The organism is Pseudoduganella sp. R-32 (assembly GCF_049913245.1).
Classification (GTDB): domain Bacteria; phylum Pseudomonadota; class Gammaproteobacteria; order Burkholderiales; family Burkholderiaceae_D; genus Rugamonas.
The window spans coordinates 4,483,840-4,508,832 of sequence record NZ_CP183987.1; the positions used below are offsets into that span (position 1 = coordinate 4,483,840).

Annotated in this window: 24 protein-coding genes; 14 read left to right on the plus strand and 10 right to left on the minus strand. The window is 65.0% G+C overall.

What is annotated here, in order from left to right; translation table 11 throughout:
- The first annotated feature begins 108 nt into the window (after positions 1-108).
- The 7 genes from mrtJ to ACN9MU_RS20340 are packed head-to-tail and all read left to right on the plus strand — an operon-like array spanning position 109 to position 7,930.
- Positions 109-444, plus strand: a complete 336-nt coding sequence (gene mrtJ, locus ACN9MU_RS20310) for a JDVT-CTERM system glutamic-type intramembrane protease MrtJ (RefSeq protein WP_426162228.1) — start codon at positions 109-111, stop codon at positions 442-444.
- Positions 445-470: 26 nt separating this feature from the next.
- Positions 471-3,053 (plus strand): choice-of-anchor D domain-containing protein, encoded by a 2,583-nt coding sequence (locus ACN9MU_RS20315; protein ID WP_426318392.1) that lies wholly within the window; start codon positions 471-473, stop codon positions 3,051-3,053.
- Positions 3,050-3,268, plus strand: coding sequence for a DUF4266 domain-containing protein (locus tag ACN9MU_RS20320; protein ID WP_426162230.1), 219 nt, complete (start codon positions 3,050-3,052; stop codon positions 3,266-3,268). The genes ACN9MU_RS20315 and ACN9MU_RS20320 overlap by 4 nt, the downstream gene beginning before the upstream one ends.
- Positions 3,269-3,279: 11 nt before the next feature.
- Positions 3,280-4,425: a DUF3570 domain-containing protein gene (locus ACN9MU_RS20325; RefSeq protein WP_426343367.1), complete on the plus strand. Its 1,146-nt coding sequence runs from the start codon at positions 3,280-3,282 to the stop codon at positions 4,423-4,425.
- On the plus strand, positions 4,419-5,309 hold the full coding sequence (locus tag ACN9MU_RS20330) for an FAD:protein FMN transferase (protein WP_426343368.1): 891 nt from the start codon (positions 4,419-4,421) through the stop codon (positions 5,307-5,309). The genes ACN9MU_RS20325 and ACN9MU_RS20330 overlap by 7 nt, the downstream gene beginning before the upstream one ends.
- A 3-nt stretch (positions 5,310-5,312) precedes the next feature.
- A complete protein-coding gene (gene dsbD, locus ACN9MU_RS20335) occupies positions 5,313-7,187 on the plus strand; it encodes a protein-disulfide reductase DsbD (RefSeq protein ID WP_426343369.1) in 1,875 nt (624 codons plus the stop codon).
- Positions 7,184-7,930, plus strand: a complete 747-nt coding sequence (locus ACN9MU_RS20340) for a carbonic anhydrase (protein WP_426343370.1) — start codon at positions 7,184-7,186, stop codon at positions 7,928-7,930. Before dsbD ends, ACN9MU_RS20340 begins: the two co-directional genes overlap by 4 nt.
- A gap of 2 nt (positions 7,931-7,932) precedes the next feature.
- On the opposite strand, the gene ACN9MU_RS20345 is transcribed toward ACN9MU_RS20340, so the two are convergent.
- Positions 7,933-8,955 (minus strand): diguanylate cyclase domain-containing protein, encoded by a 1,023-nt coding sequence (locus ACN9MU_RS20345; protein ID WP_426343371.1) that lies wholly within the window; start codon positions 8,953-8,955, stop codon positions 7,933-7,935.
- An 8-nt stretch (positions 8,956-8,963) separates the two neighbouring features.
- Positions 8,964-10,328, minus strand: a complete 1,365-nt coding sequence (locus ACN9MU_RS20350) for an MBL fold metallo-hydrolase RNA specificity domain-containing protein (protein ID WP_426343372.1) — start codon at positions 10,326-10,328, stop codon at positions 8,964-8,966.
- Positions 10,329-10,476: 148 nt separating this feature from the next.
- Here ACN9MU_RS20350 and ACN9MU_RS20355 point away from each other — a divergent pair, with 148 nt between their 5' ends.
- Together ACN9MU_RS20355 and ACN9MU_RS20360 are read left to right on the plus strand one after the other, a co-directional pair.
- Entirely contained in the window at positions 10,477-11,823 is a 1,347-nt protein-coding gene (locus ACN9MU_RS20355) for an amino acid permease (protein ID WP_426343373.1), read from the plus strand.
- Entirely contained in the window at positions 11,823-12,653 is an 831-nt protein-coding gene (locus tag ACN9MU_RS20360) for a hypothetical protein (protein WP_426162241.1), read from the plus strand. Before ACN9MU_RS20355 ends, ACN9MU_RS20360 begins: the two co-directional genes overlap by 1 nt.
- A gap of 81 nt (positions 12,654-12,734) precedes the next feature.
- On the opposite strand, the gene ACN9MU_RS20365 is transcribed toward ACN9MU_RS20360, so the two are convergent.
- From ACN9MU_RS20365 to ACN9MU_RS20400, 8 genes are all read right to left on the minus strand, one after another.
- Positions 12,735-13,298: a hypothetical protein gene (locus tag ACN9MU_RS20365; RefSeq protein WP_426162242.1), complete on the minus strand. Its 564-nt coding sequence runs from the start codon at positions 13,296-13,298 to the stop codon at positions 12,735-12,737.
- Positions 13,295-14,608 (minus strand): peptidylprolyl isomerase, encoded by a 1,314-nt coding sequence (locus tag ACN9MU_RS20370; RefSeq protein ID WP_426343374.1) that lies wholly within the window; start codon positions 14,606-14,608, stop codon positions 13,295-13,297. The genes ACN9MU_RS20365 and ACN9MU_RS20370 overlap by 4 nt, the downstream gene beginning before the upstream one ends.
- The gene (locus ACN9MU_RS20375) at positions 14,608-15,633 is read right to left on the minus strand and encodes a phospholipase (protein WP_426336024.1); all 1,026 of its coding nucleotides are present in this window, start codon (positions 15,631-15,633) and stop codon (positions 14,608-14,610) included. Before ACN9MU_RS20375 ends, ACN9MU_RS20370 begins: the two co-directional genes overlap by 1 nt.
- A gap of 87 nt (positions 15,634-15,720) precedes the next feature.
- Positions 15,721-17,394, minus strand: coding sequence for a methyl-accepting chemotaxis protein (locus ACN9MU_RS20380; protein WP_426336025.1), 1,674 nt, complete (start codon positions 17,392-17,394; stop codon positions 15,721-15,723).
- A gap of 85 nt (positions 17,395-17,479) precedes the next feature.
- Positions 17,480-18,400, minus strand: coding sequence for a hypothetical protein (locus tag ACN9MU_RS20385; protein WP_426162247.1), 921 nt, complete (start codon positions 18,398-18,400; stop codon positions 17,480-17,482).
- Positions 18,401-18,480: 80 nt separating this feature from the next.
- A complete protein-coding gene (locus ACN9MU_RS20390; protein ID WP_426318399.1) occupies positions 18,481-19,119 on the minus strand; it encodes a dienelactone hydrolase family protein in 639 nt (212 codons plus the stop codon).
- 42 nt (positions 19,120-19,161) lie between these two features.
- Complete coding sequence (locus ACN9MU_RS20395) at positions 19,162-19,524, minus strand: DUF5329 family protein (RefSeq protein WP_426162250.1); 363 nt, start codon at positions 19,522-19,524, stop codon at positions 19,162-19,164.
- On the minus strand, positions 19,521-19,940 hold the full coding sequence (locus ACN9MU_RS20400; RefSeq protein WP_426162251.1) for a hypothetical protein: 420 nt from the start codon (positions 19,938-19,940) through the stop codon (positions 19,521-19,523). The genes ACN9MU_RS20395 and ACN9MU_RS20400 overlap by 4 nt, the downstream gene beginning before the upstream one ends.
- 143 nt (positions 19,941-20,083) lie before the next feature.
- Between ACN9MU_RS20400 and ACN9MU_RS20405 the strand changes: the two genes are divergently transcribed.
- The 5 genes from ACN9MU_RS20405 (at position 20,084) to ACN9MU_RS20425 (ending at position 24,977) form a co-directional block, all read left to right on the plus strand.
- On the plus strand, positions 20,084-21,481 hold the full coding sequence (locus tag ACN9MU_RS20405; protein ID WP_426162252.1) for an amino acid permease: 1,398 nt from the start codon (positions 20,084-20,086) through the stop codon (positions 21,479-21,481).
- 146 nt (positions 21,482-21,627) lie between these two features.
- Positions 21,628-22,827: a porin gene (locus tag ACN9MU_RS20410; RefSeq protein ID WP_426318400.1), complete on the plus strand. Its 1,200-nt coding sequence runs from the start codon at positions 21,628-21,630 to the stop codon at positions 22,825-22,827.
- A 10-nt stretch (positions 22,828-22,837) separates the two neighbouring features.
- Positions 22,838-23,245, plus strand: coding sequence for a hypothetical protein (locus ACN9MU_RS20415; RefSeq protein WP_426162254.1), 408 nt, complete (start codon positions 22,838-22,840; stop codon positions 23,243-23,245).
- A gap of 83 nt (positions 23,246-23,328) precedes the next feature.
- Entirely contained in the window at positions 23,329-24,207 is an 879-nt protein-coding gene (locus ACN9MU_RS20420) for a DMT family transporter (RefSeq protein ID WP_426318402.1), read from the plus strand.
- A 92-nt stretch (positions 24,208-24,299) separates the two neighbouring features.
- On the plus strand, positions 24,300-24,977 hold the full coding sequence (locus ACN9MU_RS20425; protein WP_426318403.1) for a PEP-CTERM sorting domain-containing protein: 678 nt from the start codon (positions 24,300-24,302) through the stop codon (positions 24,975-24,977).
- Positions 24,978-24,993 lie beyond the last annotated feature (16 nt).

Below are 24,993 nucleotides of genomic sequence, written 5' to 3' on the forward strand. Positions count from 1 at the left end.
AGCAAAAAGGTTCAAAGAATTTTCAAAAATATTTTCACACCCGATTTTGAACCATTTTCGCGTGCGCCGGTATTGACCGTAACAACATTGACAGAATGTTCAGTACCTGTGTTCGCTCAAACTGCCGTCTGCGGCCCCGCCCTGCTCTCGCCTGACCTGGCCGCCGTGCTGCGCCTGCTGGTGCTGGCGCCGCTGCTGGAGGAATGGGTGGTGCGCGCGGGATTGCATGCATGGCTGTTGCCGCGCTCGCGCGGCGCAGTCGCGGTGCTGGCCAGTGCGGCGGCCTTCAGTGCGCTGCACCTGGGCTCCGGCCCGCTGGCGGCAGCGCTGGTGTTCGGGCCGGGCGTGATGTTCGGCCTGGCCTACCAGCGCTGGCGCGACTGGCGGCTGTGCTCCCTGCTGCACAGCGCATGCAATGCCTGGGCCCTGTCGATGTGCGCATGAACCAATTACCAACCACGGGAGCTCCGATGAAACATCACCGACTTTGGGCTTTGCTGGCACTGGGCCTGGCGCAAGCCGCGCATTTCGCGCAGGCCGCCGATGCCCTGAACGGCAAAAGCCTGTACCTGAACGGCCCCACTTCAGGCGGCACCACCTGCTCCGCCTGTCACGGCGCAAACCCGGCCGCCAACGTCAATAACGTCCTGGCGGGCGCTAACAACCCCACCGTCATCAGTTCTGCCTTCGCAGCCAACAAGGGCGGCATGGGATCGCTGTACAACGGCAAGTTCACGGCGGCGGAAGTTGCCGACCTGGCAGCCTTCATCGGCAACCCCAACGTGACGGCGGCGCCGGCGGCTTCGGTGGCGCCGTCCACGCTGTCCTTTGGCGGCGCGACGGTGGGCCAGGACAGCGGCGCCCTGTCCACCACGCTTTCCAATACCGGCTCGTCGGCGCTGAACATCAGCGGCCTGGCGGTGGGCGGCGGCAATGGCGGCGACTTCCGCATCACCGGCGGCACTTGCGCTTCCGGCCAGGCCGTGGCGGCAGGCAGCAGCTGCAGCGTGCAGTTGGTGTTCCGCCCGACCGCTTCCGGCGCCCGCAGCGGCGCGCTGACCATCAGCCACAATGCCACGGGCGGCTCCAGCAGCGTCACCCTGTCCGGCACCGGCAATGCCGTGGCGCAGGCCACGCTGTCGCTGTCGGCCACGGCGCTTGATTTCGGCGCCCTGCTGACCAATGCTCCGGCGCAGCGCACCCTGACCCTGGCCAATAGCGGCCAGGCGGCACTGAGCTTTTCATCGATCGGCGTGAGCGGCGCCCAGGCGGGCTTCATGACGCTTGGCGGGACTTGCGCGACCACGGCGCCGCTGGCCATTGGCGGCAATTGCACCGTGGTGGTGCAGGCACTGCCCACCACGGCAGGCGCCTTCGCTGCCAGCCTGAACCTGGCGTCGAACGCCAGCAATGCGAATGTGGCGGTCGCGCTGTCCGGCAACGCGTCCGCACCGGCTCCTGCCATCGACGCCAGCCCGAGCGCCGTTGCCTTCGGCCTGTGGACCATTGGCGCCGCCCCGATCGTGCAGCCTGTCACGCTGAATAACCGCGGCAACGTGGCCCTGGCCTTCAGCAGCATTGCCGTCAGCGGCGCGCCCGGCATCACCATCGGCAGCGGCGGCGACTGCGGCAGCAGCCTGGCCGTTGGCGCCAGCTGCACCGTGCCGCTGGCCTTCGCCCCGGCGGCCGCAGGCAATGTCGCCGGCACCTTGCTGGTGCGTTCCAACGCAGCCGACCTGTCCGTTGCCGTCACCGGCGCCGGCACCACATCCCCGGTGGCCCGCCCGCAATTGAGCAACAGCGGCCCGCTGGCCTTCGCCAATACCCAGGTGGGCCAGCAGTCTGCCGCGCAGCGCGTCACCCTGGCAAACAACGGCACGGGTTCCATGAAAATTGCTTCGCTGGTCCTGGGCGGCAGCAATCCCGGCGACTTCGCGCTGGCCGGCAGCTGCGCCGCCGATGCCACCCTGAGCCCTGGCGCAAACTGCACCATCGATGCAAGCTTCAAGCCGACTGCGGCCGGCGCGCGCAGCGCAGACATGCAGCTGGTCACCGATGGCGGCGCCCAGTTCACCGTGCGACTGAACGGCAACGCCAGCGCGGTTCCCACTCCCACGCCATCGCTCGGTCTTGCGCCGCAAGCCTTCGACTACGGCAGCACCGCTGCCGGCAGCGCGGGCGTCGTCAAGCGCTTCACCCTGTCGAACACTGGCTCCGCTGCCCTCGTATTGAGCGGCATTAGCTTCAGCGGTCCATTCGCCGTGGCAACCGGCGAAGCCAATGCCTGCGGCGCCTTCCCGTTGACGCTGCAAGCCGGCGCCTCCTGCGAACTGCCGGTGCGCTTCACGCCAACCGCAGCGGGCAGCGCCAGCGGCGGCGCCACCTTGCAGGCGACAGGCGCAAGCTGGCAGCTCGCGCTGACCGGACAGGGTTCGAGCGAGGCGGCGGCCGGCGCGACTCAGAATCGCGGCGGCGGCGGATGCTCTTCGATCAGCGGCGGCAACGATCCGATGCTGGCCGTGCTGGCCGTGCTGGCGGCCGCGGTGCTGCTGTGGCGCCGCCGCCAGGCGCGCATGCTGGCGGCCGCCGCCGCGCTGGCGGTAGCCGGCCAGGCGATGGCGCTGGAACCGGGCCAGGCGGCACCGGCCTTTTCGCTGAGCGGCCCTGCAGGCACCGTGAAGCTGGAGCAATACCAGGGCAAGCTGGTGTACATCGATTTCTGGGCATCGTGGTGCGGGCCGTGCCGCCAGTCCTTCCCGTGGATGAACGAGATGCAGGCCCGCTACGGCGGCCAGGGCTTGCAGGTGGTCGGCATCAACGTCGACGCCAAGACCGATGACGCGCGCAACTTCCTGACCGCGACGCCTGCCAGTTTCGTGATTGCCTTCGACCCGAGCGGCACCGCGCCGCGCAACTACGGCGTCAAAGGCATGCCGAGCAGCGTGCTGATTGGGCCGGACGGCAAGGTGCTGTATGAACACAGCGGCTTCCGCCCCGCCGACCGCACCGTGCTGGAAGCGCGCATCAAGAGCGCACTGGGAGTACGTCAATGAGCGCCCGCCTGCTTGCGGCCTGCGCCGTGCTGGCCGGGCTTTCCGGTTGCGCCGTGAAACCCGTCCAGCCCTGGGAGAAAGGCGAACTGGCGCGCACCGACATGCTGCTCCAGGGCGACAGCCTGGAAACGCGCTTCAACGAACACATTTACGCCAGCAAGGAAGCGGCATCCGGCGGCAGCGCCGTGGGCGGCGGCGGATGCGGCTGCAACTGACAAGGAAGACCATGGAAAACAAACCACAGAACGGCATGCCCGTCGGCCAGGCCTTGCTGGCGGCGGCCATGCTGCTGCCGGGGATCGGCGTCGTGCATGCAGAAACGCCGCCGGAACGGGGCAGCATCGGCGTCAAATACCTGTATTACAAGGAAGACCAGCCGGGCCTGGACCGGGTGCGCGTGCATGCGCCGGCGGTGTCGGTGCTGGCCCCGGTCGCCGGCGAATGGTCGGTGGCCGCCAGCGCCACGGTGGACGACGTGTCGGGCGCTTCTCCGCGCTACCACACAGCCGTCTCCGGCGCCTCGCGCATGGACGACTTGCGCAAGGCCGGCGACGTGACCGTCACGCGCTACCTGCCGCACGGCACGGTCGGCGTGTCGGCGGCGTATTCGACCGAGCATGACTATGTATCGCGCGCGCTGTCGATGCAGGCGTCGCTTTCCAGCGAGGACAAGAACACGACCTGGAATTTCGGCGTGGGCGGTTCGGACGACAGCATCAACCCCGTCAACCAAATCGTGCAGGACGCCGGGCGCCAGACCGTCAGCGTGCTGGCAGGGGTGACGCAGGTCCTGACGCCGGTCGACGTGGGCCAGTTCACCCTGACCCACACCCAGGGGCATGGCTACTATTCCGACCCGTACAAGATGGCCGACAACCGGCCGGACAAGCGGCGCCAGGATACCGCCCTGCTGCAGTGGAACCACCGCTTTGTCGCGCTGGGTGCGACCAGCCGGCTCAGTTACCGCTTCTACCGCGACAGCTTCGGCATCAGCGCCCACACGCTGGGCGCCGAATGGGTGCAGGGATTCAGCGATGGCTGGACTGTTACGCCGGCCGTACGGCTGTACACCCAGCGCGCAGCCGACTTCTATTTCGACCCGGTCTATGACCGCACCCTCGGCGAGCCCTTCCCGCCCGGCTACGTGTTCGGCAGCGGGCAGGCCAGTTCCGCCGACCAGCGCCTGTCCGGCTTCGGGGCGGTCACGCTCGGCGTCAAGCTCGCCAAGCAGTTGAACCGGGACTGGGCGCTCGACTTCAAGGTCGAGCGCTACGAGCAGCGCGGTTCCTGGCGCGTGTTCGGCAGCGGCAGTCCAGGCCTGGCGCCAATGCGCGCGGTCAGCCTGCAAATCGGAGTGACACGGCAGTGGTAAATCCGGTCTACACGATCGACTTCCAGGCGATGGCCAGCCGCTGCGAGATCCGGCTGGCCGCCGCCAGCGGCTCCGAGGCACGGGCATTGGCCGAGCCGGCGCTGGAAGAAGTGCGCCGGATCGAGGCCAAGTACTCGCGCTATCGCCCGGACAGCATCGTGAGCCGGATCAATGCGGCAGCCGGTGCGGCGCCGGTCGACTGCGACGAAGAAACCCTGGCCTTGCTGGAGTATGCCGACGCCGTGCATCGCAGCAGCGGCGGCCGATTCGATATCACCTCCGGCGTGCTGCGCAAGGCCTGGGATTTCCGGCTCGGTGCCGTGCCTGCGGCGGGGACGCTGGAGCGCTTGTTGCCGCTGGTCGGCTGGCAACAGGTGCGGCGCGAGGGCGGCAGCGTCCTGCTGCCGCGGGTTGGCATGGAGCTGGATTTCGGCGGCTTCGGCAAGGAGTATGCCGTGGACCGCGCGGCGGAAATCCTGATCGCCCAAGGTGTGCAGCATGGCTACGTCAACCTGGGCGGCGACATGCGCTTTCTCGGCCCCCGTCCGGATGGCGCCGAGTGGAGCATCGGCATCCAGCACCCGCGCGATGCCCGGGCCACCATCGCCAGCGTGCCTTTCAGCCGGGGCGCCTTGGCGACCAGCGGCGATTACGAGCGTTTTTTCGAAGCGGATGGGCGGCGCTATTGCCACATCCTTGATCCGTACAGCGGCATGCCGGTGTCGTTCTGGCGTTCGGTCAGCGTGGTGTCGCCCATGGCCATCGCCGCCGGAAGCTGCAGTACCACGGCCATGCTGCTGGAGCGGGACGGGCTGGACTTCCTTGAGCAGTCCGGCTTGTCCTACCTCGCCATCGACCAGGATGGCCGAATTTTTCGGAGATGAATAATGAAGTTCCTCATTAAATGGCTGGCGGCGCTCCTGCTGGCCGCACTTTTCGGCAACCCTGCCCTGGCCGATGATTTCCTGGCGCCGGAGCAGGCCTTTGACCTGCGCGCCGAACTGCGCGCCGACGGCCAGCTTGCCTTGCACTGGAAGATCGCGCCCGAGTACCACCTGTATCGCGATCGTATCAGCCTGCACAGCGACGGCGCCGCAGTGCCGGTGCGGCTGCCGCCCGGGAAGCGCAAGTTCGACGAGAATTTCGGCAAGGAGATGGAAACCTATGCGGGCGGACTGGCCTTGCAGCTTCCCTGGCAGGGCCGCTCCACCGCCACCTTGACGGTCGCCTACCAGGGTTGCGCCGACGCAGGCTTGTGCTACCCGCCGGCCGAACGCCGCTACCGCATCGATCCAGCGCGCCCGGGCGTGCTGGAAGCGCTGCCGGAAGCGCCGCCCGGACAGGCCGCGGGCACCGCTGCCGCAAGCGCTCCGGCGGCGAATGCCGGCGTGGCGCAGGCCAGTGCCCCGGTGGCGGCCGAAGATGACACCTCGCTCGCCCAGCGCACCCTGCAAAGCGGCAGCGCCTGGCGCATCGGCGCGGCATTCCTGGTGTTCGGCCTGCTGCTGTCGTTCACCCCATGCGTGCTGCCGATGGTGCCGATCCTGTCCTCCATCATCGTCGGCGAAGCGCAGGTGACGCGCAAGCGCGGCCTGCTGCTTGCCGCTGCCTACAGCCTGGGCATGGCCCTGGTCTACACCTCGCTGGGCGTGGCGGCGGGCCTGGCAGGCGAAGGCCTGGCCGGCGCGCTGCAAAAGCCATGGGTCCTGATGACCTTCGGCGCCCTGCTGGTTGCCCTGGCGCTGTCGATGTTCGACGTCTACCAGCTGCAGCTGCCAAGCGCCCTGCAAACGCGCCTCAGCTCCGCCAGCGGCAACCTGTCCGGCGGCCGCCTCGCCGCCGTGTTCACGATGGGCGCCGTGTCGGCCCTGATCGTCGGTCCCTGCGTGGCCGGCCCGCTGGCCGGCGCCCTGCTGTACATCAGCCAGACCGGCAATGCCCTGATCGGCGCCGGCGCACTGTTCGCCATGGCCTGCGGCATGAGCGTGCCCCTGCTGCTGACCGGCCTGTCCGCCGGCAGCCTGCTGCCGCGCGCCGGCGCCTGGATGAACCACGTAAAGAAGGTCTTCGGCCTGCTGCTGATCGCGGTCGCAATCTGGATGGTCAATCCGGTCCTGCCGGTAACCGCCAGCATGGCGCTGTGGGGCGCCTTCGCCATCCTGTGCGCCGCCTTCCTGCGCGTCGGCGAAGCTGTCCCGCAAGGCGCCGGCGCGGGCGCCTATGCAACGAAAGCGCTCGGCGTCCTGATGCTGCTGGGCGGCCTGTTCGAGCTGGTCGGCGCAGCCAGTTCCGGACGCGACGTGCTGCAGCCGCTGGCGCACCTGCGCGGCGGCGGGAACAGTGCTACCATGGCCGCCGCGGGCACGGGCCAGGCGCACGATGCCGAAACCCGCTTTACCCGCGTGCGCACGGTAGCCGACCTTGACCAGGCCCTGGCCAGTGCCAAGAAACCTGTCATGCTGGACTTCTACGCCGATTGGTGCGTCTCATGCAAGGAGATGGAACGCCTCACCTTCACCGACACGCGCGTGCAAGCGGCCATGCAGGACATGCACCTGCTGCAAGCCGATGTCACAGCCAACAGCGAAGAAGACCGCGCCCTGATGAAACGCTTCAGCCTTTTTGGACCGCCCGGCATCGTCATGTTCGACGCTAGCGGTAATGAAGTTCCTCAAGCGCGCCTCATCGGCTACCAGCCACCCGAAAAATTCCTGCGCCGCCTGGAACTGGCGGCCAACAACCCTGAAAGGACCACTCAGTGAAACGCACCCTCTCCCTCCTGCTCGGCGCCGCCCTGCTGCCTGCCGCGGCCTTCGCTGCAGACAAGCCGGCACACTGGAGCTATGACGGCGCCACCGGCCCGCAGAACTGGGGCAAGCTGGAACAGGACTTCAGCACCTGCAAGCTGGGTCACAACCAGTCGCCGATCGACATCCGCAAGACCAGCAAGGCCAAGCTGCCGCCGCTGGAATTCGCCTACAGCCCGTCGCCGCTGAAGATCCTCGATAACGGCCACACCATCCAGGTGAACTACGCCGCAGGCAGCAGCGTCACCATCGACGGCAAGCGCTACGACCTGCTGCAATTCCACTTCCACAAGCCAAGCGAAGAAAAGATCAATGGCCGCAGCTACCCGATGGTGGCGCACCTGGTGCACAAGAATGAAGAAGGCAAGCTGGCCGTGGTAGCGGTGCTGTTCCGCAAAGGCGCCGAGAACCCGCTGGTGCAAACCCTGTGGGATGCCTTGCCGAAGGAAAAAGGCGAAGCACAGGAAGTGCCCGGCGTGAGCATCGATATCGGCAAGCTGCTGCCATCCGCGCAAGGCTATTACAACTTCGCCGGTTCGCTGACCACCCCGCCCTGCAGCGAAGAGGTCAACTGGTTCGTGCTGAAAAATCCGGTTGAAATGTCGGACGCCCAGTTGAAGCGCTTCGCCCAGGTCTACAAGCACAACGCCCGCCCGGTGCAGCCGCTGAACGGCCGCACCGTCCAGGAAAGCCTGTAAATTCAACAGCGGGCCTGCGCCCGCTTGCAGCGATCGCGTCCCTGTCGCTTGGCGGCATACATGGCCGCATCGCTGCGCCGCAACAGCTCTTCGGCCAGTTGCGCGTCGTACGGAAACACGGCCAGCCCGATGCTGGCCGATACCAAGGCCGGCTGTTCTCCCGCCAGCCGCACCGGCGCGCGCACTGCCGCCAACGCACGATCCAGGATCTCCTCCGCCTCGCCCACATCGTTCAGGCCAGCGAGCAGCAGCACGAATTCGTCGCCGCCCAGGCGCGCCACGGTATCGTTGGCCCGCACCACCTGCTGCAGGCGCCCCGCCACCTCCACCAATACCGTGTCGCCAGCCTCGTGGCCAAACGTATCGTTGACGTGCTTGAAGCCATCCAGGTCCATCACGCAAACGGCCACCAGCTTTTCGGCACGCGCCGCAAAGGCCAGCGCCTGCTGCAGGCGGTCTTCCATCAGGCGCCGGTTCGGCAGGCGCGTAAGCGGGTCCATGAAGGCCATCTTTTCGATCTCTTCCTGGCGGGCGCATTCATCGGTAATGTCGGTAAACAGGCCGAAATAGTGCTGCACCCTGCCGTGTTCATCGCGCACCGCGCTCAGGGTCAGGTGTGCGGCAAACAGCGTGCCGTCGGAGCGTTTGTCCCATACCTTGCCCTGCCACTGGCCGGTTCCCAGCAGGCCTTGCCACATCGCCTTGTAGAACCCGGCGTCCTGCCTGCCGGACTGCATGATGCGCGGATGCTGGCCCACCAGCTCGTGGCGCGCGTAGCCGCTCATGGCAGCGAAGGCGCGGTTGGCCTCGACGATGCGCATGTCGCGGTTGACCACCAGGATGCCTTCCGATGTCGCATCGAACACCTTGGCCACCAGGTGCTCGCGCGCCGCGGCGCTGCGCATGCGCTGGCGCAGCAGCCGGGAAATGCTCGTCACATGGCGAAACATCAGCCATGCCGTCAGCGCCGCGGCCAGCAGGGCGCCGCACAGTGCGGCAAGCGAGATTTCCAGCAAGGCCGCCATGGCATCCCCTACTCCAGCACCACCTCTTCCAGGTAGTCCGGCACCCGGCATGGCCAGTGGAGCTGTTCCGAAATGCGCAGCCGCAGGGCATCGGCCGCCGCCGGTTCGCCATGGGTGACGAACACCTGGCGCGGCGTGGCCGAAGAATGCGAGAGCCAGCCCAGGATTTCGTCGGAGTCGGCATGGGCCGACAGGTTGCCGATCAGTTCGACCTTGGCCCGGATCGGGTAATACTCGCCGTGGATCTTGACCGAGGTTTCGCCGGCCAGCATGCGGGCCCCGCGCGTCCCTGCCGCCTGGAAGCCGGCAAACAGGATAGTGTTGCGCGAATCGCCGGCAAAGGCTTTCAGGTGGTGCAGCACGCGGCCGCCGGTAGCCATGCCGCTGGCGGCAATGATCACCATCGGCGCTTGGCGCCGGTTCAGGGCCATCGACTCTTCCACGCTGTTGACGATGTGCGCCACGTGGCCCAGGGCGTGGCAACTGCGTTCGTCCAGCCGGTGCTGTCCCTGGTGCTTGATATAAAGCCGCGTCGCATCCACCGCCATCGGGCTGTTGAGGTATACGGGGAGCGCGAGCGGGATGGCGCCTGCCTCCTTGAGCCGCCAGATTTCATACAGCAGTTCCTGCGCACGTCCGACGGCAAACGAAGGGATCACGGTCACCCCGCCGCGCGCCGCCGTCCTGCTGATGACGTCGGCCAGCTTGCTGCCGGGGTCGGAGACGTCGTGGCGCCGGTCGCCGTAAGTCGATTCCACCACCAGGTAGTCGCATTTGCCAAGCACGGTCGGCGGCCGCATGATCGGATCGTTGGGCCGCCCCACGTCGCCGGAAAACATCACGGTCCGGCTGTTGCAACGTACCGAAACCGACGCGGCGCCCAGGATATGCCCGGCCAGCTGGAAACGCGCCATCATGCCCGGCGCCGGCGAAAACTCCTGCCCGAACGGCACCACTTCCAGGTGCTCCAGCGCGCGCAGCGCGTCCGCTTCCGAATACAGGGGCAAAGCCGGCTTGTGCTTGGAGAAGCTGTGGCGGTTCGCATACAGCGCTTCCTCCTCCAGCAGCCGGCCGCTATCGGGCAGCAGGATGCGGCACAAATCGCGCGTCGCCTCCGTGCAGTACACCTTGCCGCGGAAGCCGGCGCTGACCAGCACCGGAAGGAAGCCGCTGTGATCGAGGTGGGCATGGGTCAGCACCACGCTGCGGATGGCCTCCGGCGGCACCGGGAAAGCATCCCAGTTGCGCAAGCGCAGCTGCTTATAGCCTTGGAACAGGCCGCAATCGACCAATACCTGTTCGTCGCCATGGCGCAACAGGTATTTGGAGCCGGTGACGGTGCCGGTGGCACCAAGGAATTTAAGTGTGAGCATGTTTGCAGCATATCCAAGCCGACGCACAAAATATTTGATCCAGGTCAAAGAGAAGTCTTGCGAAATGCGGCAGTGCGAAAATGACATTGTTGCCTTGCGAGGATGTAGAATCAGGGCCTTTGATCTTTTCGACACCAGGACGCCATACATGACAGAACTGAAACGGGGCCTGAAAAGCCGCCATATCCAGCTGATCGCGCTGGGCGGCGCCATTGGCACGGGCCTTTTCATGGGCATCGCCGACACCATCAAGCTGGCCGGGCCTGCCGTGCTGCTTGGCTACGCGGTGGCTGGCTTCATTGCCTTCCTCATCATGCGCCAGCTGGGCGAAATGGTGGTCGACGAGCCGGTCGCGGGTTCCTTCAGCTATTTTGCCGACAAATATTGCGGCCACATGGCCGGCTTCATGTCAGGCTGGAATTACTGGGTGCTGTACGTGCTGGTCAGCATGGCCGAGCTGACGGCAGTCGGCATCTACGTCCAATACTGGTGGCCGGGCATTCCCACCTGGGTCAGCGCCCTCGCCTTCTTCCTGATCATTAACGCCATCAGCCTGGCCAATGTGCGCGCTTACGGCGAAATGGAATTCTGGTTCGCCATCATCAAGGTGGTAGCGGTGGTCGGCATGATCGTGTACGGCGGCTACCTGCTGGTGTCCGGCAACGCCGGGCCGGAAGCGACCGTGGCCAACCTCTGGCAGCACGGCGGCTTCTTCCCGAACGGCGTGTCGGGGCTGGTGATGGCGATGGCTGTCATCATGTTCTCCTACGGCGGCCTGGAACTGGTGGGCATTACCGCCGCCGAAGCCAGCAACCCTTCCGAGACCATTCCCAAGGCGACCAACCAGGCCATCTACCGTATCCTGATCTTCTATGTCGGCGCATTGGGCGTGCTGCTGTCGCTGTACCCGTGGCAGAAGGTCGTCACCGGGGGCAGCCCGTTCGTGATGATCTTCCACGCACTGAACTCCAACTGGGTTGCGAACATCCTGAACGTGGTGGTGCTGACCGCCGCACTGTCCGTGTATAACAGCGGCGTGTACTCCAACAGCCGCATGCTGTACGGCCTGGCCAGGCAAGGCAATGCACCGAAAGCCCTGCTGGGCGTGAACAAGCGCGGTGTGCCCTTGGCGGCGCTGGGCGTATCGGCCCTCGCCACCGGCATTTGCGTGGTGCTGAACTACTTCATGCCGGGCAAAGTGTTCGGCTTCCTGATGGGGCTCGTGGTCTCTTCGCTAGTGATCAACTGGGGCATGATCAGCTGGATCCACCTGCGCTTCCGCGCCCAGAAAAAGATCGAAGGGCACGAGACGGGCTTCAAGAGCTGGGGCTACCCGCTGACCAACTACCTGTGCCTGGCCTTCCTGGCCGGCATCCTGCTGATCATGTACCTGAGCGAAGGCCTGCGTATTTCGGTGTACCTGATCCCGGTCTGGCTGCTGGCACTGTACATCGGCTACCGCCTGCGCGGCGTGCCTGAAAAGGCGGCGGCGTAATGCCCAAGGTCGCACTCCTGACGATCCACGGCATGGGCGAGCAACCGCTCGACTATGCCGACGACATGCGGCGCGCGCTGTCGCACCGCATGGGCGCGGCCTTCTCCGACGTCGACGTGCATAGCGTGTATTACCAGCACCTGCTCAAGCCCAACGAGCTCGATGTATGGAACCGCACGCGCGAGCGCTCCACCGTGCGCTACGAACAGCTGCGCAAATTCATCCTGTTCGGCTTTGCCGATGCGGCAGGGCTGGAAAATCGCAAGGAATACGACAATTCGGTCTACGAGCAGGCGCAGATGGAGATTGCGCGCGCCCTGCTGGCGATTCTTGCCAACCGCGGCCCGGAAACGCCGATCGTGCTGCTGGCGCATTCGCTGGGCTGCCAGGTCATGTCCAGCTTTATCTACGACGCGCAAAAGCGCGCCGGCGGCGGTGCTGTAGCCGCCGGCATCTGGAAGCCGGGCCGCATGGCCGACAGCCTGACTGCCGAGCAGCGCAAGTTCCTGCAATGCGGCACGGTGCGCACCTTCGTGACGACCGGTTGCAATATCCCGGTCTTCGTCTCCGCCCACCAGCGCATGGACGTCAAGCCGATCATCAAGCCCAATCCAGCATTCACCTGGCTCAACCTGTACGACCCCGACGATGCACTCGGCTGGCCCTTGCAGCCGCTGGAAGGCGGCTACGAAACCCTGGTCGAAGACCGCGTCGTCAACGCCGGCCAGGGCATCCTCGACTTCATGACCAAGAGCTGGAACCCGCTCTCCCACACCGCCTACTGGACCGACGACGAGATCATCAAGCCCTTGGCCAGCTTATTAGTTTGAAAGTCGGGGTCAGGTCTGGCAATCCGCCATTCTTTTCGCAATGCGAAAAGAATGGCGGATTGCCAGACCTGACCCCGACTTTTATCTTGAACGCATGTTGTCGGCGGCTTGGCGCTGCTGTTCGATGCGGCGGATCTTTTCTGCGACTTTGGCCAGCTCCTCAGGCGGCACGCCGGCTTCGCGACCTTGCTCGAGATCGGAATGCAGGCGGGCTAGTTCGGGGACTGCGGCTTGGGCGTAGGCCGCGGCCAGGCGCTGTTTCTGCGCCAGCTCATGGGCGGCGTAGGCTTGCGGGTCGGCCATTACGCTGGCGTCGGGGTGCTCGGCCGGGGCGTCGTGCTGGATCGGCGGGGTGCGGGCATCGCCGGATTCCCGTGCCTGGGCCAGCGAGAGCCAGGCTGGCGCCCGCGCGTCGACCGGCGGGATCGGCACGCGGCGCAGTCCATCGCCTTCGCCCGTATCAGCCATCGCCGGACGTTCGCCAGCCCCCGGTGCGGGCATGGGGGCCGGCGGTGCGGGCTTGGGTGGTGTGACGGCGGGCGCCTGGGGAGGGGGCGTCGTTTCGCGAACGCTGGCGAAGTACCATTGGCCAACGACGGCGGCGACAATAGCGGCGATGACGGCGATGGCTTGCCAGTGTTTCATGGCGCCTCTGCGATTTCAATGCGCACTGTGCGGCGCGACTGTTCGATCATCTGGCTTAGCTGCTGCCTGGCTTTCTGCAGCGCGATCATGCGGCTGGCCTGGTAGCGCACTGTTTCCGATTGCAGCGGGTGGGCGCCATGGACCTGTTCTTCAACGAGCACGATTTCCCAGTAGGCGTTCTCGTTCGGGCCGACCGGTGCCCGGACCGGGGCGGATGGCTTGCCCGGCGGCTGGCTGAAGGCGAGGCTGGCCAGCCAGTCCTTGCTGCCGTCGGCGCTGATCCAGCCAAGGTCGCCGCCTTTGGCTGCGTCGCCGGCGCGCGACATGCGGCGTGCAGTGGCGGCGAAGCCTGCGCCTTGCTGCAATGCCCTCACCGCACGCTGCGCCTGCGCTTCGTCCGCTACCCGGATGTGGCGGGCGCGGACCCTGTCGACGCGGGCGAACAAGTCCTTGTGCTCGCGGTAGAAGCCTTCAATCTCCTGCGCACTGACTTCGCCGGACAGGCGATTCAGCAGCGGGCTTCCGGCGTCGGTATCGAGGCCGACGCCGTGCAGGTTCTGCAGCGCCACCACCGTGTCGCCATCCTCGATGACCTTGCGCAGGTCCGCCACGGCTTCGGCGCCGAAGCGTTGTCGGGCCCAGTGCAGCACGAATGCGTTGGCGACGATGCGGCGTGCCTGCTGTGCTGCGACGCTGGCCGGTTGCTGCGACAGCGCCAGCCGCCCCTGGACGTTCTGGCGGTGGTACACGTCGTAAAGGGTGACGCTAGCTGGTTCGCCGCCGGGAAGCCGGTAGCGCAGGACGTCGGCCTTGCCGGCCAGGGACTGCTGTTCGGCGGTCAGCGCGATCTCCAGCTTCAAGCGGCCCTGGCGGCCGAAAATGGCGTCCAGCTGCGGCTGCGACATCGGCGGCTGCGCGATCACCAGGCTCTCCAGCGTGGCGCCCGGCTGCGCCTTCACGGCGGTGTCGATGTCCTTTCCATACACTTCGCGCAGGGTTGCGACAAGGCGTTCTTCCACCATGACTTCCGGGGCAAAGGCTACCGTGGCGCCGGGCTGCTCTTTTGGCGCTGCGTTGCCGGCACGTGCCGCCAGCAGGCGAACCTGGATGATGTCATCCAGCACCGCCCGCCGCTCCAGCGAGGGCTTGGCGGCGCGGCGCTGTTGCCAAAGGGCGTCCAGCGTGAAGGCATAAACCGGCTCGCCGTCGATGCGGGCGGCGATGGCGGCGCCGGGCGCGGTGGGGCCCGCCACCGCGCTTGCTCCGGCGAGCACTGCGGCGACGGCGGCGACGAAGTGGCGGGCGGCCATCAGTTGGCCAGGCGCTCGGCGGCGCGGTTCAGCACGTGGACCACCATGGCGATCGAGTGCGGAATCATCTTCTTGCCAACGACCACGCGGTCGCCATGCGCAGTCGACGACAGCACGATGCCGCCGTTCGCGTACGAATAGGTGCCGCCCTGGGTCAGCAATGGACGAATATCGCTGCCGCTTGCAGCCACCGACGTGAAATCAGCCATGGCGGCAGTCACCAGCGCCGAGTCGTTCAGGCGTTCGCTGTCGTAGTAGTCGTACACCCATTGCTCCCAGCCCGAGTGGTCGTGGGCGGAAGTGGTCCAGGTGTGGTGCGGCTGCAGCAGGTCGGTGGTATGCAGCACGAAGCCGAGCGACTGCGCGGTCGGCTGCGCCAGGAATTGCGAGAACCAGTACTGGCCCAGGTTGTCGATCGGCTGGAATGGCGCCGCTTCGAAGTCGGCATACATGGACGCGGTCGAATAGCCGCCCAGGCGGTAGTGGGCTTCGGTGATGCCGTAGGCGTTGTATTTGCTTCCGTCGCCGAACCAGCCTTTCAGGCCGCCGGCGCCGTCGTCCAGGTAATCGCCATACAGCCAGCTCGCCGCCAGGTTGTCGATGTCGCCTGCCACCGCCATCTTCGCGTAGTTGTAGCCGCCGAACGGATTGCCGTGCACATCGCGGCCGGAGGTATGGTTCTGGAAATGCCAGAAGGTGGTGTACTTGACGATGCTCGCGCCGGCGCCCCACACCGGCGCCAGCTGGCAATTGCCGGTGGTGGCGCCGCAGATATAGGTGTCGGCAAAGTCGTCCACGTCGTACGCGCCCTGCCCCAGCGCTGCCGCGAACTGGTCCATCGTGTAACCGGCGCGCGTGACGCCGGAGAGCAGCTTGTTGTAGTTGGTGGTACCAGGATTGGCCTTCATGTAATTGACTGCGTCCAGCACGATACGACGGTGCGTTTCCTGCTGCCATGCGTGGGCCGGAAGGCTTACTGCGGATGCTGCCAGCGCGAGGCTGGCAGCGATGGTGCTCAGTTTCATCTGGTGTCTCCTGGTTGAAAAGAGTCCAGACGATAGCGTCAATTTATGACGGACAGATGAAAAAGTATTCTAAAAATATTAACAAACTCAGAACTGCTCCCACTCGTCGCCGGCGGTGGCGCTGGCAACCTTGCGCTGCCGCGCCGGGCGCACCGCAACGGCGGTGGAAACGGGGGCGCTGCTGGCAGCGCGCAGCACCGGCGCCGCCTTCAGGTGGGCCGCGCCGATGCGGAACGCGCTCACCGCGCGGGCCAGGACTTCCGCCTGGTCCTGCAAGGCTTGCGACGCCGCCGCGGTTTCCTCCACCAGCGCCGCATTTTGCTGCGTGACCTGGTCCATCGAGGTAATCGACTGGTGCACCTGGGCGATGCCTGCGTTCTGTTCCGCGGTGGCGGCGCTGATCTCGGCCACGATGTCGGATACCTGCTTCACGCTGGCCACCACGTCGCTCATGGTGTCGCCGGCGCGCACCACCAGCCTGGTGCCGGAATCGACCTTCTCCACGCTGTCGTCGATCAGCGCCTTGATTTCCTTGGCCGCCGCGGACGAGCGTTGCGCCAGGCTGCGCACCTCGGTTGCCACCACGGCGAAGCCGCGCCCTTGTTCACCGGCGCGGGCCGCTTCCACCGCGGCGTTCAGCGCCAGGATATTGGTCTGGAAGGCGATGCCGTCGATCACGCTGATGATGTCCACGATCTTGTGCGAGGAGGCATTGATGGACGCCATGGTGTCGATCACTTCCTTCACCACCTCGCCGCCCTGCACCGCGATCTGCGAGGCGTTCTGCGCCAACTGGTTGGCCTGGCGCGCATTGTCCGAGTTCTGGCTCACGGTGGAGGTCAGTTCCTCCATGCTGGAGGCGGTTTCCTCCAGTGCCGCGGCCTGCGCCGAAGTACGGTTATTCAGGTCGCCGGTACCGGCTGCGATCTGGCGCGAAGCGGTGCTGACCGCATCGGCCGCCGACCGGGCCGTGCCCACCACGCCGCCGATTTCACCGAGCAGCTTGTTGAAGGCCACGCCGGCATGGCCGATTTCATCCATGCGCTCCACCTCGACCTGGTGCGTCAGGTCCAGCGAGGAGCTGACGTTTTCCATCGTGCCCTGCATCCTGTCCAGGCCACCGGTAATCACCAGGTACATCTTGTAGCCCATGAACGCCACCACCAGCAGCACGGCCACGGTGACCGCTACCAGGATGGTCAGCGCCTTCGAGTAATCCGCATCGCTGTCGGCCTTGACCTTTTCAATCAGCTTCTGGTTGTAGGCGACGTGGTCATCCAGGCTTTTCTTGACGCCGGCCGCGCCCAGCGCCAGCGGCGAGCCAGCCACCAGGGTGGCGCGCACGGCGTCCATGTCGCCGGCATGCGAGGCGGCGATAAACGGCACCAGCGCCTGGCGGTAGGTTTCCATTGCCGCCTTGTCCTGCTCCAGCATCTTGCGGTCGGTCTCGTCGAAGACGTTGTTCTTCGCGTAATCGGCCAGCACCTTGTCGAAGTTGGCGTGGGCGTCGTTGTAGGCCTTGTCCAGCGCAGTCTTGTCGGGCAGGTTGGAGAACACCGACAGGCGGTAGCCGGCCAGGCGGCTGTCGCTCACCGCCGCCTTGGCGGCATTGATGGCTGAAACGCTGGGGATCAGGCGGGTCTGCACCAGTTCCATGCGGCGCTGGGCATCGCGCAATTGCCAGATGCCTTCGGCCCCGACGAACAGCAGGCCAATCAGGGCAATTGCCAGGGTAATGATCAGTCGGTTGCTGATTTTCATGATGGGGTTTCTTCCTATGCAAGTGAATCAGTGTCGCAGTCTTAGAAACCTGGCCGGCGCACGCTGCCAGCTTACAGCCTTGCCCTCAGAATTGCGTCGCCAGTGATTCGTGGAAGATTGGCGGCTGGACGTCCGAACCGAAACCGTTGTCCAGTTCCTCCAGACGACGCTGCGGCACTTCCTTGAGGTCCGCAATCTGCGGCGTCCAGCGCAGCAAACGGTCGGCATCGAAGCGGTCGACCGCGCAGGCAATCGCATAGCCGCTCATAGCGCTGAGACGGCTGCGTGCCTGGGCTTGGGCCTCGCGAATTGCCAATACATAACGTTCGACAGTCAAGCCGGTGGAAGGCGCCTTGCCGACCCGTTCGCGCAGGCGGGACAGCAGATCGGTGTGCGTCGCAAGCAGTTCCATCAGTCCGCTGCCCGGCCGTGCAGTCGTCACATCGTGCTCGCCACGCATCAGGTAGGTGACAGCCATCGGCTTATGGTTGCTGGTGACCACACGAATGCTGCCGCCCACCATCGACATGATGCTGAAATAGATCCCATCGTTCAGCGCAGCCTTGCCTGCCTGCGGCAAGAGCTTCAATTGCTGGATTTCGATAATCATGCTGCCTTCGGCGTCCGTGAACATGGCAGCGACACCGGCCAGGGTTGGCGCACTTGGATAGGTTGTATAGTCGCCAAGCGGGCGAAAACCGCGGGTGGCGAGCTGGGTCGCGTAATCGTCGATCAGGCTCCAGTCGACCTGCTTGCGCGCTTGCTCGCTGTCGCGATCGATATGCACGTAAGAGGCGAGGTCCTGCAGGCGGGACAGCAGGCCTTTCCTGATCTTCCAGGCAGTGCGCAGGAAGGTCAGCACGCCGACACTGCAAATCAGCATGCCTGGCCAAAGCATGCCGCCGGGTGCGCCAAGCAATGGGATGAGAATGGCAGCCAGCGCGGCACAAACAACGCTGTTGACTAATGAATTCCTGAACATTGCCTTCTTCAAATGCAGCGCCATACGCTCTCCCAATAGATGGGGAAAATTATAGCGATGCAGATGGGGTTAAAAATGCACGCATTCTCACCATTCTTCACCATTCATGATGAAAGGTGCTGGCTGAACCAGTCGCGCGCCAGGCGGGCCACTTCTTCCAGTGCGCCCGGCTCTTCAAACAGATGAGTCGCCCCGGGCACGATGTCGATGCGTTTTTTGCAATTCAGCTGGAGGTAGGCCGATTCGTTGAGTTCGATGACGCCTTCATCGCGGCTGCCCACGATGAACAGGGTTGGCGCCGTCACGCGCGCCAGCGCCACCTGCCCGGTCAGGTCGGGCCGTCCGCCACGCGAAACGACGGCCGCCACCCCGCCCTTGCGCTCAGCGGCCAGTTGCAAGGCCGCTGCGGCGCCGGTACTGGCGCCAAACAGGCCAAGCGGCAGGCCGCGCGCCGCTTCGGACGCCGCCAGCCAGTCGGCCGCCATGCCAAGGCGTTCGGTCAGCAGGATGATATTGAAACGGATGCGGTAGACGTCGTCCTCGGCAGGCGTGAGCAAGTCCATCAGCAAGGTGCCGATGCCGGCCGTGCGCAAGACGCCGGCCACGAAATTGTTGCGCGGGCTGAAGCGGCTGCTGCCGCTGCCATGCGCGAACAAGACCACGCCCTTCGCCCCTATCGGCAGGTCGAGCGTGCCTTCCACTTCTCCGGCGGGCGTGGCGATGCTGGCGGTCTGGTGGTGCATGGCGGGCTGTCCTCCTGGCCCACTATACCGCTAGCCTCGCAGTCAGTGCGCGCGGATGGCTTTCAGCTCGGCGCTCAGCCAGGCCTTGCTTTCTACCGGCGCCGCCGCGCCGCACTTGACCGTATATGGCTTGCCGCTCGAGCTGCTGGCGCTGGCGCCAAGCTCGATGAACTGCTCGGCGTTCTTGACCAAGTCTTTCTTCTCGAGATATTCCAGCTTGCGCAGCAGGTGGGTCCTGGCGTCGGCGCCGCTATACCAGCTGCCGTTGCGGTTGAACTGGCAGCCGGACGATTGCAAGCGCGTCAGCAGCGCGTCGACTTCGGCACGCGCCGGCGCCGGCAGCGGCGCGGCCTGGACGCTGGCGCCGGCCAGCGCGAAGGCGAGGACGAGGATCTTGCGCATCATTTCTCCTTCTTGCGAACTTTATAAGGCGCGAGGATGTTGCCGCAGCGGATATTGCCGGCAGCGACGCGAGCATTGAAGGCATGCAGCTCTTTTTCCAGGCTGGTGCCGGCCGCGTTCAGGCTCGCTGCCTGGGCGTTCAATTCATCCTGACGGGCATTGTATGCGGCGACGGCCGCGTTGTCGGTCCGATTGACCTGGGCCGATGCGGCTTCGTGCGCCGACAGCGCGGCCGAAGTGCGCTCCAGTGCCGCTTCATGCTCGCGGAAGCGGCGCGCCAGGGCCTGGCGCTGGGGACGCAGTTCGCCCTCCTCCGCCATGCAGGCTTTATAGGCCGGGGTATCGGGCTGCGGCGGCATCGGCTGGGCGAAGGCGGCGCCGGCAAAAGTGGTCGCGGCAGCAGCCGCGGCGAGTATCATATATTTCATCTGTGGGGCAAGGACTTTTAAGGCAACAAACAATTCAGATTTACAATCCTACAACATCCCCCTCAAACCCGTGTGCTAATATGCGGCAGCCTTTTTTTGGCGATCCCAAAAGAGAAGAGATATTGGAGAGACTAGTGAGCATTTTTAGGACTAAGAACCTGGACGACATGGTAGCAGCCACCCGTACCCCGGGCGGCCTGCAGAAAGTGCTGGGTCCGATGGACCTGGTGCTGATGGGCATTGGCGCCATCGTCGGTACCGGCATCTTCGTCTTGACCGGCACCGGCGCACTGACCGCTGGCCCGGCCCTGACGATTTCCTTCGTGGTCGCAGCGCTGGCCTGCGGTTTCGCCGCCCTGTGCTACGCCGAATTCGCCTCGACCGTTCCGGTGGCCGGCTCCATCTACACTTATAGCTACGCCACCCTGGGCGAGCTGGTGGCATGGATGATCGGCTGGGACCTGATGCTCGAATATGGCCTTGCCACGTCCGCCGTGTCGGTGGCCTGGTCCGGCTACTTCCAATCGCTGATCGCCGGCATCGGCATCCACCTGCCGACCGCGCTGACCGCCGCCCCTGGCGCCGTGCCTGGCACGACCACCCTGTTCAACCTGCCAGCCTTCGTGATCATGATCGTGCTGACCGCCATGCTGGGCTGGGGCGTGCGCGAATCGGCCCGCGTCAACAACATCATGGTGGTCATCAAGATCGGCGTGGTGCTGCTGTTCATCGGCGTTGGCGCCGGCCACGTGCAGCCAGCTAACTGGCAGCCATTCATGCCCTTCGGCGCCTCCGGCGTGATGAGCGCGGCGGCCCTGGTGTTCTTCGCCTTCATCGGCTTCGACGCCGTAACTTCCGCCGCCGAAGAAGTGAAGCGCCCTGAGCGCGACCTGCCAATCGGCATCATCGGCTCGCTGGCCGTCTGCACCATCCTGTACGTGATCGTGGCCGGCATCATGACCGGCATCGTCCCTTACAAGCAATTCCTGGGCGTCGACCACCCGGTCTCGCTGGCCCTGCAATACGCCGGTGAAAACTGGTTCGCCGGCTGGGTATCGCTGGGCGCCATTCTCGGCATGACCACCGTGATCCTGGTGATGGCCTACGGCCAGACCCGCATCATCTTCGCCATGTCGCGCGACGGCCTGCTGCCGAAGAAGCTGTCCCAGGTGCACCCGAAATACCACACCCCGTTCTTCGCCACCTGGATGGTCGGCCTGATCTTCGGCTTCATCGCCGCCCTGGTGCCGCTGAACGTGCTGGCCGAACTGGTCAACATGGGTACCCTGGCTGCCTTCTGCCTGGTGTCGATCGCCGTGATCATCATGCGCAAGAAGCGACCCGACCTGCACCGCGCCTTCCGCTGCCCTGGCGTGCCGGTGGTTCCGGGCCTGGCGGTCGCCTTCTGCCTGGCCCTGATGGCCTTCCTGTCGGCCATTACCTGGATCGCCTTCGGCATTTGGCTGGCCATCGGCCTGGTCGTGTATTTCGGCTACTCGCGCCACCGCTCCGAACTGGGCAAAGCGAAGTAAGCAGCACCCTCCCCACATGAAAGCCCGCAGTAGCGGGCTTTTTTCATTGTTGCGCGCCTACCACGAACGGTGGCGCACCTGCCTGCAATCTGTGACACTTAGCCCCGTAGTCAGCTTGTTCACCACCAATAACAACGGGAGAGAGCATGACGATGAAAAGAATGTGCAGCGCGCTTGCCGCGCTTTCAGCAGCCAGTTTCACCATCACGGCAAGCGCCCAGGAAGGCGGGCCTACCGTCACCATCAGCGGCTTTGGCACCGCTGCCCTGACCTCCACCGACACCGACGACGCAGAATTCATCCGGCCCAACCAGGCATCCGGCGTGAAGAAGGATTGGCGCACCGGCGTCGACTCGAATTTCGGCATCCAGGCCACGGTCAAGGTCAACGACATGATCTCGTTCACCGGCCAGGGCCTGGTGCGCAAGGACGCCATCGACCATTACCGCGCCCAGGCCGCGTGGGCTTTCGCCAAGTTCAAGCTCAACGACGATTTCAGCGTGCGCGTCGGCCGCATGGGCGCGCCGATCTACATGATTTCCGACTTCCGCAATGTGGGCTATGCCAACACCATGCTGCGCCCGCCCGCTGAAGTCTATCGCCAGGTCACGCTCGATTCCTTCGACGGCGTCGACGTGCTGTACCAGCACAGCTTCGGCGATACCTCGCTGAGCGTGCAGCTTGGCACCGGTCGGGCCGACGTCGACCAGCCGGCGCAGAACATCGAGTTCCGCAAGATGCTGCTGCTGCACGTCGTGGCGGAAAACGGCCCGTTCACGCTGCGCTTCGGCCGCGCCCAGGCCGACTTCAGCGTGGTCGACAACCCCACGCTGACCGGGCTGGTGACCACGCTGCGCACCGTGGGCCTGGCTTCGGTGGCGAACATGATGCCGCTGAACGACGTGAAGGGCACTTTCACCTCCGTAGGCGGCACCATGGACTGGAAAAACGTGGTGCTGCAGGCCGAATACGCCATGCGCCGCACCGATACGCTGATCGTGCACGACACCAACTCGTGGTACGCGATGGCTGGCTACCGCTTCGGCAAGTTCCTGCCCTACTACTACCACGGCAGCATCAAGCAGAAGTCCGACCGCAGCGTCGCCGGCTTGCCCACCAGCGGACCGCTGGCGCCGCTTGCCGCGGGCGTGAACGGCCTGGCCAAGGCGGCCCTGCAATCGTCCGACGCGATCGGCGTGCGCTGGGACTTCTACAAGTCGCTGGCACTGAAAGTACAGGTCGACCACATCAAGCCGAAAGATGGCCCCGGCGCATTCATCAATTACAAGCCTGGCTTCAATGAGTCGGTGAATGTGTATGCGGTAGCTCTCGACTTCGTGTTCTGAGGAGGCAGCCATGGACAAGCGAATCAAGCCGCTGCTTGCCGCAGCGATGTTGTGTGCCGCCCTGCCCGCGCTGGCAGCCGAAATTGTGGTGATCGTCAATCCGAAGAACCCGGCCTCGCGCATGTTCAGCGAGCAGGCGGCCCAATTCTTCCTCGGCAAATCGACCTTGTTCACGCCGGTCGAACACACCGAAGGCCCGCTGCGCAATGAATTCAGCCAGAAGGTGCTGGGCAAGGACAGCGCCCAGGTCAAGGCGCAGTGGTCGAAGCTGGTGTTTACCGGCAAAGGAACGGCGCCCAAGGAGTACGGGTCCAGCGCCGAAGTGAAGAAAGCCGTGGCAGCCGACGTGCAGGCTATCGGCTATATTGAGAAATCCGCCGTCGACGACAGCGTCAAGGTCATCCTCACCGTGCAGTAAAAAAAAGGGGACGTACCCATTAAGGGGGACGTACCCTTTTTTTTAAGGGATACGTCCCCTTTTTTCATGCGATGATGATGGCAATGCGCCATCCCGTCCTCCCCTACACCGTCGCCATGCTCATGCTGAGCACCCTGGGTGTCTACGTCCAGGAGGCGGGCCTCGATCCAGTCACCACAGTGTTCTTCCGCTGCGCCATCGGCGCCCTTGCGCTGGCGCTCTATTGCGGCTGGAAAGGCATGTTCAGGCGCGAGAACATGCCGCCGCGCGCATTCAGGCTGGCGGCCTTCAGCGGCGTGCTGATGGTGGTGAACTGGGTGACGTTCTTCGAAGCGATCCGGCGCATCGGCATCGCGGTCGCCACCATTGTCTTCCACGTGCAGCCCTTCATGGTGCTGCTGCTCGGCGCGCTGATCCTGCGCGAACGGCTGGCGGCCAACAAGCTGGCCTGGGTGTTACTGGGCTTTGGCGGCCTGGCGCTGGCCTGCGGCGTGCGCTTCGACGCGCCGATGGACGCCAATTACCTGCTCGGCATCGCCAGCACACTGACCGGCGCCCTGGCCTACGCGGGCGTAACGCTGGCCACCAAGTCGATGCGCGGCACGCCGCCACACCTGACGGCCCTGGTGCACTGCATGGCCGGCGCGCTGCTGCTGGCCGCCTTCACCAGGATTCCCCCCGGCGGCCTGGACGCCGCGCAATGGGGCTGGCTCGCCACCCTCGGCCTGGTGCCCACTGCCCTGGCCTACGTAATGATCTACGGCGCCACGCCGCACATGGAAACGGCGGCGATCGCGGTACTGACCTTCATTTATCCCGCAGCGGCGGTGTGCTGGGACTACGTGGTCTATGGCCACCTGATCAGCGCGTGGCAGGTCACGGGCTTCGCCCTGATCATCCTGGCCAGCCTGGGCGTCAATCTCGATTGGCGAATTGCTGTCGGAAAACTTTACAGTCGATAAATGCTTCTTGCATAAGTCATTGATTTATTTACGTGGCACAAGATTTGCTTTAAGGCATTCCTGTTTGACCAACAATAATTATGGAAACCTTAATGAAATTCAAAGCAATCCTCGCCGCACTGGCAGCAGCCGCCACCATCCCGGCGTCGGCATCCGTCCTCTACTCCAACAATTTCGAAGCCAACGCGAACGGTTTCACCGGCGCCGGCTTCCTGACCGGGACCCAGGGCTACGGCCAGGTGGGTTTTGGCAACCAGATGCTGCGCAACTCGGCCGCGGGCAATCCAGCAGCCGCCTCGGTCCTGAACCTGAATCTTGAAGGCGCGGTCAGCGACGCCACGCTGAAACTGTCGTTCGGCGCCATCGATTCGTGGGATGGCAGTAACTGCTGCGGCCCGGATTACTTCAATATCCGCGTCGACGGCACCCTGCTGTACCAGCAGAACTTCGACACTTTCGGCGCATCCGCTTCCGACTCGCACCTGACCCTGCTGTCCCACACCCACCTCGGTTTCTCCGGCTCGGAAGACCAGGCCTATAACATGACCTTCAACCTGGGCAACCTGGCTGCCGGCGTGCACACCATCGAGTTCTTCGCTTCCGGCAACGTGTGGCAGGCAGGCGACGACGAGAGCTGGGCAATCGACAATCTCAGCGTTGACGGCGAGCGCGCCGCGCCTCCGGCCGACGTGCCGGAACCCGTCAGCGGCGCCCTGCTGCTGGGCGGCCTGGGTGCAATGGCCCTGGTACGCCGCCGTCGCCGCGCCTGATCCCTTCCAACGCGCG

Bases quoted from the DNA above. Each gene is read 5' to 3' on its own strand.
- ACN9MU_RS20395 (WP_426162250.1), bottom strand. From the start codon at position 19,524: ATGATGCGCAAGATCCTCGTCCTCGCCTTCGCGCTGGCCGGCGCCAGC.
- ACN9MU_RS20390 (WP_426318399.1), bottom strand. From the start codon at position 19,119: ATGCACCACCAGACCGCCAGCATCGCCACGCCCGCCGGAGAAGTGGAA.
- ACN9MU_RS20385 (WP_426162247.1), bottom strand. From the start codon at position 18,400: ATGGCGCTGCATTTGAAGAAGGCAATGTTCAGGAATTCATTAGTCAAC.
- ACN9MU_RS20415 (WP_426162254.1), top strand. From the start codon at position 22,838: ATGGACAAGCGAATCAAGCCGCTGCTTGCCGCAGCGATGTTGTGTGCC.
- ACN9MU_RS20380 (WP_426336025.1), bottom strand. From the start codon at position 17,394: ATGAAAATCAGCAACCGACTGATCATTACCCTGGCAATTGCCCTGATT.
- ACN9MU_RS20420 (WP_426318402.1), top strand. From the start codon at position 23,329: ATGCGCCATCCCGTCCTCCCCTACACCGTCGCCATGCTCATGCTGAGC.
- ACN9MU_RS20355 (WP_426343373.1), top strand. From the start codon at position 10,477: ATGACAGAACTGAAACGGGGCCTGAAAAGCCGCCATATCCAGCTGATC.
- ACN9MU_RS20365 (WP_426162242.1), bottom strand. From the start codon at position 13,298: ATGAAACACTGGCAAGCCATCGCCGTCATCGCCGCTATTGTCGCCGCC.
- ACN9MU_RS20410 (WP_426318400.1), top strand. From the start codon at position 21,628: ATGACGATGAAAAGAATGTGCAGCGCGCTTGCCGCGCTTTCAGCAGCC.
- ACN9MU_RS20370 (WP_426343374.1), bottom strand. From the start codon at position 14,608: ATGGCCGCCCGCCACTTCGTCGCCGCCGTCGCCGCAGTGCTCGCCGGA.
- ACN9MU_RS20375 (WP_426336024.1), bottom strand. From the start codon at position 15,633: ATGAAACTGAGCACCATCGCTGCCAGCCTCGCGCTGGCAGCATCCGCA.
- dsbD (WP_426343369.1), top strand. From the start codon at position 5,313: ATGAAGTTCCTCATTAAATGGCTGGCGGCGCTCCTGCTGGCCGCACTT.
- ACN9MU_RS20360 (WP_426162241.1), top strand. From the start codon at position 11,823: ATGCCCAAGGTCGCACTCCTGACGATCCACGGCATGGGCGAGCAACCG.
- ACN9MU_RS20320 (WP_426162230.1), top strand. From the start codon at position 3,050: ATGAGCGCCCGCCTGCTTGCGGCCTGCGCCGTGCTGGCCGGGCTTTCC.
- ACN9MU_RS20350 (WP_426343372.1), bottom strand. From the start codon at position 10,328: ATGCTCACACTTAAATTCCTTGGTGCCACCGGCACCGTCACCGGCTCC.
- ACN9MU_RS20315 (WP_426318392.1), top strand. From the start codon at position 471: ATGAAACATCACCGACTTTGGGCTTTGCTGGCACTGGGCCTGGCGCAA.
- ACN9MU_RS20345 (WP_426343371.1), bottom strand. From the start codon at position 8,955: ATGGCGGCCTTGCTGGAAATCTCGCTTGCCGCACTGTGCGGCGCCCTG.
- ACN9MU_RS20325 (WP_426343367.1), top strand. From the start codon at position 3,280: ATGGAAAACAAACCACAGAACGGCATGCCCGTCGGCCAGGCCTTGCTG.
- ACN9MU_RS20400 (WP_426162251.1), bottom strand. From the start codon at position 19,940: ATGATACTCGCCGCGGCTGCTGCCGCGACCACTTTTGCCGGCGCCGCC.
- ACN9MU_RS20425 (WP_426318403.1), top strand. From the start codon at position 24,300: ATGAAATTCAAAGCAATCCTCGCCGCACTGGCAGCAGCCGCCACCATC.